The 12,698-nt window shown below is 61.7% G+C and carries 13 protein-coding genes; 8 read left to right on the top strand and 5 right to left on the bottom strand.

Annotated features, from left to right (window positions below; all coding sequences use genetic code 11):
• Positions 1-13: 13 nt before the first annotated feature.
• Positions 14-937: a LysR family transcriptional regulator gene (locus GYH35_RS22050; protein WP_161810488.1), complete on the bottom strand. Its 924-nt coding sequence runs from the start codon at positions 935-937 to the stop codon at positions 14-16.
• A gap of 119 nt (positions 938-1,056) precedes the next feature.
• Here GYH35_RS22050 and GYH35_RS22045 point away from each other — a divergent pair, with 119 nt between their 5' ends.
• Together GYH35_RS22045 and GYH35_RS22040 are read left to right on the top strand one after the other, a co-directional pair.
• Positions 1,057-1,419 carry a rhodanese-like domain-containing protein gene (locus GYH35_RS22045; protein WP_161810489.1) on the top strand — a complete coding sequence of 121 codons (363 nt, stop codon included), beginning with the start codon at positions 1,057-1,059 and terminating at the stop codon, positions 1,417-1,419.
• Positions 1,420-1,484: 65 nt separating this feature from the next.
• Positions 1,485-1,901 (top strand): DoxX family protein, encoded by a 417-nt coding sequence (locus GYH35_RS22040; protein WP_161829521.1) that lies wholly within the window; start codon positions 1,485-1,487, stop codon positions 1,899-1,901.
• Positions 1,902-2,018: 117 nt separating this feature from the next.
• On the opposite strand, the gene gcvA is transcribed toward GYH35_RS22040, so the two are convergent.
• Positions 2,019-2,939, bottom strand: coding sequence for a transcriptional regulator GcvA (gene gcvA / locus GYH35_RS22035; protein WP_161810491.1), 921 nt, complete (start codon positions 2,937-2,939; stop codon positions 2,019-2,021).
• Positions 2,940-3,082: 143 nt separating this feature from the next.
• Between gcvA and GYH35_RS22030 the strand changes: the two genes are divergently transcribed.
• From GYH35_RS22030 to GYH35_RS22005, 6 genes are all read left to right on the top strand, one after another.
• Complete coding sequence (locus GYH35_RS22030) at positions 3,083-3,574, top strand: GNAT family N-acetyltransferase (RefSeq protein ID WP_161829520.1); 492 nt, start codon at positions 3,083-3,085, stop codon at positions 3,572-3,574.
• A 145-nt stretch (positions 3,575-3,719) separates the two neighbouring features.
• Positions 3,720-4,046, top strand: coding sequence for a LysR family transcriptional regulator (locus tag GYH35_RS22025; RefSeq protein WP_161829519.1), 327 nt, complete (start codon positions 3,720-3,722; stop codon positions 4,044-4,046).
• Positions 4,047-4,112: 66 nt separating this feature from the next.
• Positions 4,113-5,345, top strand: a complete 1,233-nt coding sequence (locus GYH35_RS22020) for a cytochrome-c peroxidase (protein WP_161810494.1) — start codon at positions 4,113-4,115, stop codon at positions 5,343-5,345.
• Between the two features lies 1 nt (position 5,346).
• The gene (locus GYH35_RS22015; protein ID WP_161829518.1) at positions 5,347-6,420 is read left to right on the top strand and encodes a metallophosphoesterase; all 1,074 of its coding nucleotides are present in this window, start codon (positions 5,347-5,349) and stop codon (positions 6,418-6,420) included.
• Between the two features lie 38 nt (positions 6,421-6,458).
• Entirely contained in the window at positions 6,459-6,860 is a 402-nt protein-coding gene (locus tag GYH35_RS22010; protein ID WP_161810496.1) for a c-type cytochrome, read from the top strand.
• The gene (locus GYH35_RS22005; RefSeq protein ID WP_161810497.1) at positions 6,860-7,252 is read left to right on the top strand and encodes a rhodanese-like domain-containing protein; all 393 of its coding nucleotides are present in this window, start codon (positions 6,860-6,862) and stop codon (positions 7,250-7,252) included. Before GYH35_RS22010 ends, GYH35_RS22005 begins: the two co-directional genes overlap by 1 nt.
• Before the next feature lie 4 nt (positions 7,253-7,256).
• Here the strand turns inward: GYH35_RS22005 and GYH35_RS22000 are convergent, their stop codons facing one another.
• From GYH35_RS22000 to GYH35_RS21990, 3 genes are all read right to left on the bottom strand, one after another.
• The gene (locus GYH35_RS22000) at positions 7,257-8,378 is read right to left on the bottom strand and encodes a trans-sulfuration enzyme family protein (protein WP_161810498.1); all 1,122 of its coding nucleotides are present in this window, start codon (positions 8,376-8,378) and stop codon (positions 7,257-7,259) included.
• Positions 8,379-8,514: 136 nt separating this feature from the next.
• Positions 8,515-11,622 (bottom strand): efflux RND transporter permease subunit, encoded by a 3,108-nt coding sequence (locus GYH35_RS21995; RefSeq protein WP_161829517.1) that lies wholly within the window; start codon positions 11,620-11,622, stop codon positions 8,515-8,517.
• Between the two features lie 3 nt (positions 11,623-11,625).
• Positions 11,626-12,696 (bottom strand): efflux RND transporter periplasmic adaptor subunit, encoded by a 1,071-nt coding sequence (locus tag GYH35_RS21990; protein ID WP_161829516.1) that lies wholly within the window; start codon positions 12,694-12,696, stop codon positions 11,626-11,628.
• Positions 12,697-12,698: the final 2 nt, after the last annotated feature.

Here is a 12,698-nt window from a genome sequence, read left to right as displayed (position 1 = left end):
TTCTTTATTTGCGTCAGTCCTCCAGCGACCAGCCTTTCTCCCACGGCGGCTCCGGCCCGAACGTGTTCGCGACAAAGTCGACGAACGCTCGCACCTTCGGCATCAGATTGCGCCGCTCCGGATAGACCGCGTGCACGGCAATTTCCGGTGGACTGAACTTGCATAGCAACGGCTTCAACTCGCCCGAGCGCAGTTGATCGCCCAAATAAAACGTCGGCAGCTGGATGATGCCGCCGCCCGCGATGGCGGCTGCGCGGTTCACCAGCCCGTTGTTGGTGTGAAGATTCCCATTCACCGGCACCACATGTTCCTGACCGTCGCTATCGGTGAAGCGCCATTCGCGCGGCGTGCTCAGCGGCGTATAGAGGATGCAGTTGTGCTCGAGCAGATCTTCGGGACGCTCCGGTGTGCCGTGCTTCGCGAGATACGCAGGCGAGGCGCAGATGACCTGGCGCGTCGGCGCGATCTTGCGCGCGATCAAGTTTGAATCTCGCAGGCGTCCGATGCGGATCGCGACGTCGAATCCTTCTTCGACCAGATCGACTTGCCGATCGTCCAGACTCAGCTCCACGGTCACGCCCGGATAACGCTCCATGAATGTTTGTATTGCCGGGCCGAGCTGCAGGATGCTGAAAGACATCGGTGCAGACACGCGCAGCGTGCCGCGCGGCTCGGTTTGAAAACGCGCGACTTCGAGCTCGGCGTTCTCTATCTCACGCAGGGCGCTGCCGCTGCGGCGAAACAACTCCGCGCCGGCTTCGGTGAGACTGAGCCGGCGTGTCGTGCGATTCAACAATCGCGCCCCCAGTTTCTCCTCCAGGCGGGTGACAGCCTTGCTGACCACGGGCTGTGACATTTCCAGCGCCTCGGCCGCGGCCGTGAAGCTGGAGAGCTCGACTACTTTGACGAAGATTGCGATGTCGGTGAGGTTTTGCATTTGGGTCAACTTGGGGAATAAATCCCATGCCGCCAGGGCCGATGATCCGGCGCCGGCGCTGGGACTACCGTAGCACCCATCAGGTCGGGCGTCGCCTGGCCGCCGAACAAGGTGCTGTCATGTCCACTCAGGATACCCTCCAGGCGCGGGATTTTTTCGCCCAGAAGCTGGCTTTTCTCACCGGCCCGTACGAGCTCAGCGGCCAGCTGCGCCGGAACGAGCCCATCGTCATCGTCGATGTCCGGCTGCCCAGCGATTATCAGGCCGGCCACATTCCCGGCGCCATCAACCTTCCCCAGGGCAAGTGGCACACGCTCGCCGGCCTTCGCAAGGATCGCACGGCCGTTCTTTATTGCTATAGCCAGACCTGCAAGCTCGCCGCAGCCGCGGCCGTCGAACTGGCGTCGGCCGGCATTCCCGTCGTCGAGATGGAAGGCGGCTTCGAGGCTTGGGTCAAGAACGATTTGCCCGTCGAGCGCTGAGCGCTCTGCCGGGCTGAAGCTCGATTCCGTTGATCGATCATCATCATCATTCAAGAGGTGTTGTCATGTTCTCCAGTCCGCAACAGGTCGGCAATGCGTTGTTACGCGTCTCGCTGGGTCTCATGTTCATTGCTCACGGTCTGATTCTGAAGTTCTTCACGTTCACGCTCGCGGGCACGGCGCAGTACTTTGCGTCGATCGGATTGCCCGGAGCGCTGGCGTATGTGGTGTTCGCGTTGGAGACGGTGGGCGGGGTGCTGTTGGTGATCAATTACCGCACGAGGTGGGTTGCGTTGGGTTTGATTCCGGTGCTGTTGGGGGCGCTGTGGGTGCACATCGGCAATGGCTGGGTGTTCAGCAATGCCGGCGGCGGGTGGGAATATCCGGTGTTCTTGGTTGTTATCAGTGCGGTGGTCGCGCTGCAGGCTGCGCCGGCGCGCGTGAAGAGTACGCTCGGATCGGCTGCGGCGACCCTCGCGTAAGAGATTCCTTAGATGTGCGCCCGCCTTCGGCGGGCGCGAGTCCTGGGTGGCAACGCGTGCGGTTGTATCTAAAAAAATAGCCCCTCGCCCGCTTCGGGGGGGTGGGGGCCGCCCCAACTATTGAGGTTCCAACCTCTCGCCTTCCGGCGGCGGAAACTCGCTGCAGACTTCTCGTAGCCAATCTCTGAATCGAATGACCTTCGGCACTTCGAAGTTATGCGCCGGTGCGACGAAGTAATACGAGTTGTGCTGCCTCACACTCTGCGTCGACGGGCGCACCAGCCGTCCCGACGCGAGATCGCCCGCCACCAGCGACCATCTCGCCAACACCAACCCATGACCTTGTTCAGCCGCGGCCAACACCGACGCCGAATCATCGAGGATCGGCCCTCGCTCGATGCGTGTCGTATCGCCTCCGACTCGGCGAAGCCAATCCACCCACGGCTCGCTTGCGCTGTGAAGCAGCGGGTACTTGTTCAGATCACCCAAAGTCGCAATCGGACCGAGCTTGGCGTGGAGCGCGGGGCTGGCGACCGGGAACACCCAATCGTCGAGCATCTTCTCCGCCTGCAACTGCGGCCAGCTGCCCGAGCCATACCGAACCGCCGCGTGAAAATCCGTCTGCATGAAATCGACGAGCTCGCGACTGGCGCTGAAGCGCAGGTCCACCTCGGGATGCTTCTGATAGAAATCGCCGAGCCGCGGCAGCAGCCACTTTTGCAGGAACGAGCCGAGCAGGCTGATGTTCAGCAAACCGCTGCTGCGATCGAGCCGTAACTGGTCGACGGCCCGTGTCAGCTCGCCCATGCCTCGTTGCACGCCAGGCAGCAAACGCGCACCCTGTGGCGTGAGGCGCACCGAGCGGCTGTGCCGGACGAACAGTGGGGTCTCGAGGAATTCTTCGAGGGACTTGATGTGCGAGCTGACGGCCGCGGTCGTGACGTTCAGCGACTGGGCCGCGCCCGTGAAGCTCAAATGGGCGGCGACGGCCTCGAAGGCCCGCAGGGCGTTCAAAGGCAATTTGTTGTCAGCGCCCATCGTTCCGCCGCTTCGTTCAAAATTCTTTTAATCCATGAACCCGAAACGCTACACGAACCCTCGCATGCGCAGCGAAAATATATCGATTCACTTAATGATGCAAGGTACGATGACGGCGGTGCCAAGCGCGGTGGGAGCAAGCCATGACCAGCCTGCACATTGAGCCGGCGACGCCGGCCGACGTGCCGACGATCCTGCAGTTGATTCGCGAGCTCGCGGAGTTCGAGCGGCTGCTGCATGAAGTGACGGCGACCGAAGAGCAGCTGCACGAGCAGCTGTTCGGTCCGAAGCCAAAAGCCGAAGTGATCATGGGGGGGCTGCAGCCCGGCGGCGAAGTCGCGGGTTTTGCGCTCTACTTTCACAACTTCTCGACGTTCCTGGCCAAGCCCGGCATCTATCTCGAAGACTTGTACGTCCGTCAGCAGTATCGCGGCCGTGGCTATGGCGAGCAGCTGCTGCGTCGTCTGGCGGGCATCGCGCTCGAGCGTAACTGCGGTCGGCTGGAATGGTCGGTGCTCGATTGGAATCAGCGCGCCATCGATTTCTACAAGAGCCTCGGCGCGGCGCCGATGAATGAGTGGACCATCTATCGCGTCACCGGGTCAGCCTTACAAAAGCTCGGCAATGGCCGCTGAATGGCGCGCGCAATCGATTCTTTCGATCAGACTGATCGGAAATAACTGCCGAACAATGGGTCGCGATTGCGTTTAGCGTGCTGGCGGCTGACACGGACGCGGTGTATTTTCGGGCGCAATCAGGGGTTCGAAGAACGAGGGTCGCATGTCCATTCGCGCCTTGCGCTACCTCATCGCACTTGCCGAGTGCCTGAACTTCACGCGTGCGGCGGAGCGCTGCTCCGTCACTCAATCCACGCTCAGCATTCAGTTGCGCAAGCTCGAGGAATATCTCGGCGTGCGTTTGTTCGAGCGCGATCGCTCGCATGTCGCGCTCACCGACGATGGCCGCAAAGTGCTTCGCTTCGCTCGCGTCGCTGTGCGTGCAGCCGATCGTATCGTCTCCGTCAGCCGCAACGGCCGCACTCGTCCAGCCGTTGCCGCGGAGGCTCTTATTGAAGAGATCAATTGTCACCGCTTGCCCATTGATTAGACTAAATCTAATTTAGACAAGGGCTACGACTCAGAAACGAGCGCAGCCTCGCAGGGGAGACACAGCATGGGACCGCCGATTCATACCGTGCGCGTGGCGACGTGCGCCAGCATTTTGTCTGGCCTGTTTGCGATGGGAGCCGCGCTCGCCCAACCGTTGGGCCTGCCTCCCGTGCCCGTCCCAGCCAACAATCCGCAAACGCCCGAGAAAATCGCGCTCGGCGACAAGCTCTTCAACGACAAGCGTTTCAGCAGCACCGGCGAAGTGAGCTGCGCGACTTGTCACGATCCGAAGAAAGCGTTCACCGATAGTCCGCTCGTGACGTCGGAAGGCATCAACAAACTCACCGGCACGCGCAACGCGCCGACGGTGATCAACTCCGCGTACTACAAGCTGTTCTTCTGGGACGGCCGTTCGCTCGACATGGAAGACCAGGCTCAGCATCCCATCGTCAATCCGGTGGAGATGGGCCTGGTGAATCACGATCCGGTGCTGAAGATCGTGCGCACCGATCCCGACTACGTCGCACGCTTCAAGAAAGTGTTCGACAAGGAAGGCGAGCAGATCACGATGAAGGAAGTGCAGCAGGCCATCGCCAGCTTCGAGCGCACCATCGTGTCGGGCGATTCGCCGTTCGATCGCTGGTATTACGGCGGCGATGAGAAAGCCGTGAACGACCAGGTGAAGCGCGGCTTCAACGTCTTCCTCACCAAGGGCCGCTGCGTCTCGTGCCATACGATGGAGCAGGACTACGCGCTGTTTACCGACAACCGCTTCCACAACATCGGTGTCGGCGTGAATCGCATTCAACAGGAAATCCCGCAGTTTGCGCCGGCATTCCTGACCGCGAAGAGCGCGGGTACGGACGTCGACAAGGCCGTGCTCACGAACCCGAAAGTCTCCGAGCTGGGCCGCTTCGCCGTGACCGAGACGCTCGATGAGATCGGCGCATTCAAGACTTCGACGTTGCGTAACGTCGCGGTGACCGCGCCGTTCATGCATGACGGCAGCTTGAAGACGCTGCGCGATGTGGTCGAACACTACAACAACGGCGGCGTCACCAAGAAAGACGATCCGGTGAACGACTTCCTGAGCGGCGGCATTCGCCCGCTCAATCTCACCGACGATGAAATCAGCGACCTGGTCGCGTTCATGGAGTCGTTGACCAGCCCGCAGTTCGCCGCGCAGAAGGCCGCAGCGGCGAATCCTGCTTCCTGCAATGTGAAGACCACGACGGTGGCGAACGCCAGTCCGGTAACGCCAGCCAGCAATTCCGGTAGCGGCGGAGAGGGGATGTAACATGGACATCAAATACGATCGCCGCAGTTTCATCAAAACATCGACGGTGAGTGTCGGCGCCGCGGCGCTGCCGCTGACCATGGTGGAGCTGGCATTCGCGAAGCCGAGCGACAACTTCACGTTCGCGTACATCTCGGACTCGCACATTCAGCAGATCAAAGGCACGCAGTTCGTGCGCAACTGGGATCGCGGTCTGATCCGCGCAGTCGCTGAGACGAATCTGCTCACGCCGAAGCCGGACTTCATCATGTACGGCGGCGACCTGGCGCAGATGGGGAGCAAGCCCGAGCTGGATCACGGCGCGGAGATCCTTTCCAAGCTCAATGGCAAGGTCTACCACGTCATGGGCGAGCACGATTACTACCTCGACCTGGGCGAATACTGGTCGAAGCTGTTCGGCAAGCAGTACTACAGCTTCAACCACAAGGGTGTGCACTTCGTGGTGTTGAACAGCATCCTCACGTACGACGAGTGGACCTTCAACCGCTGGCCGAGCGCCGAGCAGCGCATGGCCGAGATGGCCGGTCTGGACAATCCGAACGGCTCGCCGTTCATGGTCGGCGACCAGCAGCGCGAGTGGCTGAAGAAGGATCTGGCGAAGGTGAAGAAGGACACGCCGATCGTGGTGTTCTCGCATTCGCCGCTGCAGAAGATCTACAAGGGCTGGAATTTCTGGACCGAGGACGCGGAGCAGGTGCAGGCGCTGCTCGCGCCGTTCGACAAGGTCACGGTGTTCTACGGCCACGTGCACCAGATCCAGTACAACCAGATCGGCAACATCGCGTTCACGTCCGCGATGGCGACGGCGTGGCCGTGGCCGTATCCGCAAAGCTATGCGCAGGCCCAGCAGTTGCTGCCGAAGCTGACGGTGCAGATGAATCGCGCCGATCCGTTCTTCGAGCGCGACGCCACCGGCTGGCAGTTCATCGATGTGAACAGCGGCCGCGCCAGCGCGACGTTCAATCTGTACAACAACACCACGCGAACCGTGGCGTTCGATCCGCAGGCCGGGCATCCTAAGGACCAGACCTATCAGGATGAAGACAAGCGCATCTCGCCCCAAATGCACTATTGAGGCTCGCGCCTACAGCTCACGACGCCAAGGTTACCCACATGAAAATCGCATCCGTCATTGCTTGTGCCGCGCTGGCGCTGGGCGCCTCCGCTGTGGCCAGTGCCGATGAGTTCACCAAGGAAGACCTGGCCCGCTGGCAGGAACAGTTCGACGGCGTTGTGAAGGAAGGCCGCGCGCTGTGGACCGATGCCAAGCTCGGCAAGAACGGCGTGGTTTGCGCGCAGTGCCATCCGAACGCCGCGAACACGCATCCGGAAACCTATCCCAAGTTCCAGAAGCAGCTGGGCAAGGTCGCGAACTTCTGGGAGATGGTGAACTGGTGTATTCGCAATCCGCTGGAAGGCGATGAGCTGGCGGCCGACGATCCGAAGATGACCGCGTTGCTCACCTATGCGACCTGGGAACGTCGCGGTGTGAAGCTGGAGCCGGGCAAGCACTGATGCGCCGGTTCGCTCACTCGTTACTGGCGGCTGCGGCGTTCACCTTCGCCGCGGTTTCTCATGCAAGCGACACTCCGAAGATCGATCAGGCGTCACTGCTGAAACGCATCGAGAAGAAGGATCCCTCGATGTTGATCCTCGACGTGCGCACGCCGGAAGAGTTCGCGGCGGGCCATGTTCCCGGCGCCATCAATATTCCTTACACGCACCTGCCTTCGCGCATCTCGGAAGTTGCCGATGCTGGTGACAAGGACATCGTCCTGTACTGCGTCACCGGCATTCGGGCAGAGAAGGGCGCTGAACGCCTGCGAGAAAACGGCTTCCAAAAGCTGCTACATCTCGACGGCGACATGAAGGCGTGGGAAGAGAAGAAGCGTCCGCTCGAGAAATAGCTTCTTAGCCGAGCGCCTGATCCAGATCCGCGATCAGATCCTCTGCACTTTCCAATCCGACCGACAATCGCAGCAGATTCTGCGGCGTCACTGTGTGCGGGCCTTCCACCGATGCGCGGTGCTCGACTAGCGATTCCACGCCGCCCAAGCTAGTCGCGCGAATAAACAACTGCATCTTCGCGGCGACAGCGAACGCGGCGTCGCGGCCGCCGCGCACATTGAACGACAGCATCGCGCCGAAGCCGCCCTTCATCTGACGTTGCGCGATCGCATGGCCCGGATGTGTATCCAGCCCGGGATAGAACACGCGCTCGACGTTCTTGTGACTTTGCAGGAAGCCGGCGATCCGGCTCGCGTTGTGAGTCTGTGCACGCACGCGGCATGACAGCGTTGTGAGGCTGCGGCGAATCAGCCAGCAATCGAAGGGCGACGGCACGCTGCCGACGGTTTGCTGATAGTCGCGCAGCTTATCGGAGAGACCGCCGCGATCGCGTGTGACGACGGCGCCGCCCATCACGTCGCTGTGGCCACCGAAGTACTTGGTGCTCGAATGCATGACCAGATCGGCGCCGAGCTCGAGCGGCCGCTGCCACACGGGCGTCGCGAAGGTGTTGTCACAACAGACCATGGCGCCACGACCGTGCGCGAGTTCAGCGATCGTCTCGATGTCGCTGATGTTGAGCATGGGATTCGATGGTGTCTCGATCCAGACCAGACGGGTCTCTTTGCGGAGCGCATCGCGAACCGCATCGACGCGAGTCATGTCCACGAACGTGTGCGTAACACCCATCGGTGTGAGGATGTCGCGCAGTTGTTTGGCCGTGCCGTGGTACGACTCGATTGGGGCGATCACGTGCTCGCCCGGCCGCAACAGGCTGAACACCGCCATGGACGCGGCTGAACCCGAGCCGTAGGTCGTTGCATCTTCACCGCCTTCGAGGGCAGCGATGCATTCCTCCAGCGGGCGGCGACCTGGATTATCCGCGCGACTATAGGAGAAACCACGCGACCATTCCCCATCGATGTCACGCTCGTACGTCGTGCTCAACTGAATCGGCGGGGCGACGGCGCCGGTGGCGCGCTCGACATCTCGTCCGGCATGGACCGACAGGGTTTCGAACTTCATCGTGGCTTCCTGGTCAGGAGCCAGGCACTTTACTGCAAAGTCCGCGGGCCGGCATGTTTGTTGTCCGAATGCGGGCACATAAAAAAAACGCTCTCCGCCTTGCGACGGAGAGCGAGTGGGGGTTCGAGGAAATGGGTTAAGGCGTCGCCGGCGAGATATGTCCCGGCGCTTCCGGTGAAGTTGCAGGCGCCACAGCCGGCTTCTTGACTTCGATGGTCGGCGGAATGAGCTTGTACATGACCGGCGTGACGATGCGCGCGATCAGCGTCGAGGAGATCAAGCCGCCGATGATGACCCAGGCCAGCGGCGAGTACATGCCCGCATTCTGCAGCGCCAGTGGCAGCAATCCGCCGATCGCCGTCGCGCTGGTCAACAGAATCGGCAGGAAACGAATCTCGCCGGCCCGCTCGATGGCTTCATCCAGCGGCACGCCTTCCGCTCTGAGCTGATTCGTGAAATCGACCAGCAGGATCGAGTTCTTGGTCTCGATGCCGATGAGCGCGATGAAACCGATGGTCGCGGTGAACGAGATGCTGTAGCCCGCGAGCCCCAGCGCAAGAATGCCGCCCGCGATACCAAATGGCACGACACTCAGCACGATCAGAGTGCTCTTAAAGCTGCCGAACTCCAGCACCAGCACTGCGACGATGCCGAGCAACGCCACGATGGTCGCCGCCTGCAGGCCGCCGAAGCTTTCGGCGCGACTCTCCAGTTCGCCGCCCGGCACATACGAATAGCCTCGCGGCCACTGCATCTCGTCGAGTCGACGCAGCACTTCGGTCGTCACGCGATCCGTGTTGTAACCATTGTGAACTTCGGCGTTGATCGTGACGGCGCGAGCGCGGTTGTAACGATCGATCTGCGTCGGCGCGCCGGTGAATTCCAACTGCGCAAGTTGACTCAGCGGTAATGTCGCGCCGCTCAGTGTCGTCACGCGCACTTGATCGAGCGCGTGGATGTCCGCGCGTTCGGTGATGGGCGTGCGAACCATGATGTCGTACTGCTCGCCGTCAGTTTCTTTGTAACGGCTCGCCGGCACGCCCGCGACCGCCAGGCGCACGGCGCGATCGAACTCGATGGCCGGCACGCCGAACAGCGCGGCTTTCTGGGAGTCGATCTTCAGCTGCAGATCGGTGCGCTTGATGCGCACGGGATTCTCGACGTCTCGCGTGCCTGGCGTTTCCTTGATCACCTGCTCGACGCGCGCAGCAAGGCGATCCAGCTCATCCAGTTCCGGGCCAATGACGCGAATCGCAATCGGCGCCGTGATCGGCGGACCGTTCTGGAACTCCTTCACATAGATGTGGGCGTTCGGATACTGCTTCAGCTCCCGACGCAGTGTTTCGAGCTTCTTTGGCGTGTCGGTCGTGTCGTATTCCTTCAGCTTGACGAAGATGTCGCCGTAGTTCGTGGCGCCTTCGTTGCCGAACTCGTTGTAGTAGATCTTCGGGTTGCCGTGGCCGAGATTGGTGAAATACGACGCGACATCGGGCATCGCGGACAGTCGGTTCTCCACGAACTTCAGCGCACGATCCGTTTCGGCAATGCTGCTGCCGTCGGGCGTCTCGACGGTGATGAGGAAGTTGGGCGTGTCGGCCTTCGGGAAGAGACTGAAGCCGATGATGCCGCCGACGCCAATCATGATGACCAGGCACGCCGCCAGCGAGCCCCACACCGTCAGGCGCGGCTTGGCCAGCGCCCGGTGCAGCAACGGCTGATAGAAACGATGAATGCCGCGCTGCACCGACTGCAGCAGCCGATTGCCCTCCGGGTTCTCGTGCTTGCTGAGGATGCGGCTGGCGAGGAACGGGATGATGGTCAGCGCGATCAGCAACGAAGCCATCACGGTCGACAACACCGCCGTCGGCAGCACGCGGATGAATTTGCCCGACGGACCGGACAGCATCATCAACGGCAGGAACGCGAAGATGATCGTGGCCGTGCAGCCCAGGATTGCGAGAAAAATCTGCCGTGTCGCCAGGATCGCCGCTTCGGTGCGTGAGTGACCTTCGCGCAAGAAGCGTGAGATGTTCTCTACGACCACAATCGAGTCGTCCACCAGCAAGCCGAGCGCAACGACGAAACCCGCGATCGAAATCTGATTGAGCGAGTACCCGACCATGTGCAGCGTCGATACGCCAATCGCGAGCGACAGCGGAATCGAGATCATTACGATGCTCGCGGCGCGCAACCCAAGCGGCAGCAGTGTGATCGCGACCAGGGCAATGGCGATCGCGAAGTCGGTGGTGAGTCGATTCAGTCGAGTGGCGACGTTCTCCGATTGATCGAAGCCCAGTTCCAGCTTGATGCGTTTGGGCAACTGCTGCTCGAACTTCTTGGCAGCTTCGAGCACGCGCTCGCGCACCTCGAAGATGTTGTAGCCATCTTTCTGATTCGCTGTGACGAACACGGCGCGCTGACCGTTGAAACGCCCGGTGTATGTGTGCTCCTGCGTGTCCCAATGCACTTCGGCAATGTCACGAATGCGCACGGTGCGGCCATCGACCGCGGCGACGACGGTGTCGCGCACTTCATCCAACGACTCGTAACTGCCCGAAGTCTTGACGCTGAAGCTGCGGCTGCCGACGTCGATAGCGCCGCCCGGCACGGTGGTGTTCTCGCTCTGCAAAGCTTCGATCACTCTGCTCGGCGCGAGCTTCAGCTCGGCCATGCGAGGCAAGTCGAGCGCCACACGCAGCTCGCGCGCCGGGTAGGCCCAGGTTTCGGACGTTCGCACGCCATCGACTGCCTTGAGCAGATCCTTGAGATCGCGAGCCTGATCTTCCAGCTCGCGATACGGCGCATCCGGCGACACCAGTGCAAACTGCACGATGTTCACCAGGCCGGGGTTGCTCTTCTTGATTTCGAGCCGCGCGATCTCGGCCGGCAACGTCGGCCGCAGCGCGTTGATCTCGCGCACGACCTCGTCATATTTCTCTTCGGCGTCGGCGGTGCTGTAGAACTCGGGCAGGATCGTGGCCAGGCCGTCGTTGCTGAAGCTCTCGATCTTCTTGATATCGTCCAGCTCGCTGATCCGATCCTCGATGGGCTTGACCACCAGGCGCTCGACGTCGCGCGGCTCGGCGCCCGGATAGGCGACGATGATCTGATAGATGGGAATCGGGAAGTACGGGTCTTCCTGGCGCGGAATGCTCGAGAAAGACGAGATGCCGAGCGCCACCAGCATGGCGAACGCCACCAGCGTGAACTGGTAGCGCTTGATGGGGAATTCCAGGAAGCTCATGCGCTACTCCCGGTTCGCGGTCATGGGTTCGGCGATAGTCACTTCCTCGCCGTCTTCCAGGTATTGAGCGCCGTCGGTGATGACTTGCTCGCCGGCCTGCAAGCCGGTGTTGAGCGCGACCGTCTCGCCTTCGATGAAGGCCACGTCGACTTCGCGTTGTCGCGCATGTTGCTGGTCCAGCACGAACACGCGAGCGGTGCGGCCGTCGCCTTCGACGATGGCGCCGATGGGAACGTAGATGCGCTCGCCGGCTTTCGCCGTCGACGGAATGATGGTGAGCTTCGCCACCAAGCCGCTCTTCAGCGGCAGATCGGTGGGATCGAGAGACACCTCGATGCCGAACATGCCGCTGCTCGCATCCGAAGCACCGGACACCTCGGTGACTTTGCCTGTCAGCGTCTTCCCGGGCAGGGCGTCGAGCCGGATCTGAGCTTCGTCGCCCAACTTCACTTGCACGATCTCGCGGTCGGCCAGGCCGGTGCGCACGATGAAGCCTTTGTCTTTCGCGCCGAGCACGAGGATGGGGTTGCCGGCCTGCACGAGCTCACGCTCTTCGGCGAGCCGACGGAGCACGGTGCCGTCGTGGGGCGCAACGATGGCAGCGTAGCTCCAGTTGAACTTCGCCGAGTTCAATGCCGCTTCATTGACCGCGAGCTGGGTTCGCAGATCCTGCAGCTGTTCGAGGCTGATGACCTTGTCGGCGTACAGGCGCTCGCCACGCTCGAGATCGCGACGCGCTTTCTCATGAGCCTGCGCAGCCTGCTCGACTTGCGCGTCGATTTCCGTCTGCTCGATCTCGGCGAGCTTCTGACCTTTGCGCACCTGGTCGCCTTCGGTCACCGACAACCGGCGAATGACGCCGCCTACTTTGAACGACAGCCGGATCTCATCTTCATTGGCGAGCAAGCCATTGGTTCGAATGGAGGGCGCGGCCGGACCGGCGACTGCCGCGGCCGTGCGCACTCGCGCGAGCTCGACGACGGGCTGATCGCTGGCGCCGCTGTTACAACCAGCGAGGGCGAGCAAAGTGGCCGATAGCAGCAGCGGAGGTAGGACACTGAACGGGCGCAGCATGA

Source organism: Steroidobacter agaridevorans (genome assembly GCF_009932555.1).
GTDB classification, from domain to species: Bacteria; Pseudomonadota; Gammaproteobacteria; order Steroidobacterales; family Steroidobacteraceae; genus Steroidobacter; species Steroidobacter agaridevorans.
This window is presented reverse-complemented; position numbering and strand designations above follow the sequence as displayed.

Bases quoted from the DNA above. Each gene is read 5' to 3' on its own strand.
- GYH35_RS22050 (WP_161810488.1), bottom strand. From the start codon at position 937: ATGCAAAACCTCACCGACATCGCAATCTTCGTCAAAGTAGTCGAGCTC.
- GYH35_RS22045 (WP_161810489.1), top strand. From the start codon at position 1,057: ATGTCCACTCAGGATACCCTCCAGGCGCGGGATTTTTTCGCCCAGAAG.
- GYH35_RS22040 (WP_161829521.1), top strand. From the start codon at position 1,485: ATGTTCTCCAGTCCGCAACAGGTCGGCAATGCGTTGTTACGCGTCTCG.
- gcvA (WP_161810491.1), bottom strand. From the start codon at position 2,939: ATGGGCGCTGACAACAAATTGCCTTTGAACGCCCTGCGGGCCTTCGAG.
- GYH35_RS22030 (WP_161829520.1), top strand. From the start codon at position 3,083: ATGACCAGCCTGCACATTGAGCCGGCGACGCCGGCCGACGTGCCGACG.
- GYH35_RS22025 (WP_161829519.1), top strand. From the start codon at position 3,720: ATGTCCATTCGCGCCTTGCGCTACCTCATCGCACTTGCCGAGTGCCTG.
- GYH35_RS22020 (WP_161810494.1), top strand. From the start codon at position 4,113: ATGGGACCGCCGATTCATACCGTGCGCGTGGCGACGTGCGCCAGCATT.
- GYH35_RS22015 (WP_161829518.1), top strand. From the start codon at position 5,347: ATGGACATCAAATACGATCGCCGCAGTTTCATCAAAACATCGACGGTG.
- GYH35_RS22010 (WP_161810496.1), top strand. From the start codon at position 6,459: ATGAAAATCGCATCCGTCATTGCTTGTGCCGCGCTGGCGCTGGGCGCC.
- GYH35_RS22005 (WP_161810497.1), top strand. From the start codon at position 6,860: ATGCGCCGGTTCGCTCACTCGTTACTGGCGGCTGCGGCGTTCACCTTC.
- GYH35_RS22000 (WP_161810498.1), bottom strand. From the start codon at position 8,378: ATGAAGTTCGAAACCCTGTCGGTCCATGCCGGACGAGATGTCGAGCGC.
- GYH35_RS21995 (WP_161829517.1), bottom strand. From the start codon at position 11,622: ATGAGCTTCCTGGAATTCCCCATCAAGCGCTACCAGTTCACGCTGGTG.
- GYH35_RS21990 (WP_161829516.1), bottom strand. From the start codon at position 12,696: ATGCTGCGCCCGTTCAGTGTCCTACCTCCGCTGCTGCTATCGGCCACT.